Origin of the sequence: Collinsella sp. AF33-16 (assembly GCF_003475325.1) — a bacterium.
In the GTDB taxonomy this organism is placed as follows: Bacteria; Actinomycetota; Coriobacteriia; order Coriobacteriales; family Coriobacteriaceae; genus Collinsella.
The window spans coordinates 1-1,196 of record NZ_QRQC01000051.1 but is presented as its reverse complement, the minus strand read 5'-3'; the positions used below and the strand labels follow the sequence as shown (position 1 = coordinate 1,196).

The 1,196-nt window shown below is 73.3% G+C and carries 1 protein-coding gene; it reads right to left on the bottom strand.

Annotated features, from left to right (window positions below):
* A partial coding sequence (locus DWZ52_RS09820; protein ID WP_118385439.1) for an IS30 family transposase occupies window positions 1-1,090 on the bottom strand: 1,090 nt, incomplete at its 3' end.
* Window positions 1,091-1,196 lie beyond the last annotated feature (106 nt).

Genomic DNA, 1,196 nt, shown 5'->3' with positions numbered 1-1,196 from the left:
CCCCCCTCGGCTCGGAGTTCACCTGCGACATGAGCAGCGCGCAGTCCGCCGCCGTCAGCCGGTCGAACCTGGCCCCGGCGCCCTTGGGCAGCAGCTTCCTGATCTCCACGTGGTTCTTCTCGCACGCGCCCTTCTGCTGGCTCTGCCGGGGGTCGCAGTAGAAGAGCCTGGTCTCGCCGTCCCGCTCGCCGATCAGCGCCGCGATGGCGCCCTCGTCGGCGAACTCGCTGCCGTTGTCGGTGAGCACGGCGCCGAAGGCGCGCCTCGCGCCGTCCTCGCCGAGGACCCCGCGCAGGGAGGAGAGCGCCGCCAGGACCGAGGCGCACGTGCCGTCCGGCAGCGGCAGGGCCAGCTGGAAGCGGCTCGGGCGGTGCAGGAGCGTGAGGAGCCTGGCGGAGTCGCCCCTGGAGCCCTCGACGGTGTCCATCTCCCAGGCCGCGGCGCAGGCGTCCTCGCCGAGCGCGAGGAACGACGCGTGCGACCTGCGCGACGAGTGGGACGTCGCCCTCTTCGGGGCCCGGCGCGACCTCGGCCTGTAGCCGACCTTGCGCCTGAGCTCCATGTTCGTCATGCCGTCGTAGCCGGCGTCCACCCACCTGTAGACGGTGGAGGCGCTGAGCCCGGGGGTCGTCGCCGCTATCTGCTGCGGGGAGAGCCCGCGCGCGAGCCCGTCCCTGATGGCCGCGAGCTTGGCGGCGGCGCCCTCCTCGGTCTCGTCGATCCCGGACCTGCTCGCCGAGAGCTCGGCGTCGGCCGCCTCCTGCGCCCTCCTGGCGCTGTAGAACACCCTGGGCCTCCTCGAGCAGCCGTAGCCCCTCCTGTGCGGGCAGCCGTTGCAGCACCTCGGCCACGCGGAGAGCCTGGGGCAGGCCCCCGAGAGGTCCGCGGGCGCGGGCTCGCCGTAGCGCGAGCGCGGCGCGGTGACGTAGCGGTGCGCCGCAACCTCCCTGGTCACGGTCGAGGGCGACCTGCCGAGCTCCGCGGCGATCTCGCGGGCGCTGCGGTTGCGGTCGAGCATCCTCTCGACCGTGTTCCTCTCGTGCCTCGTGAGCCTCCCGTACGACCTTCCGGACGGCTTGGGTCTGGACATGCCGGCCTCCCTCCATCGCGGGCCGGGGGATTCCGGCCCCTCTGGGGTTGCCTACCCGGATTCGCGCCTCAGGACTCAGCGCAACGCGTTGCGCTGAGTCCTGAGG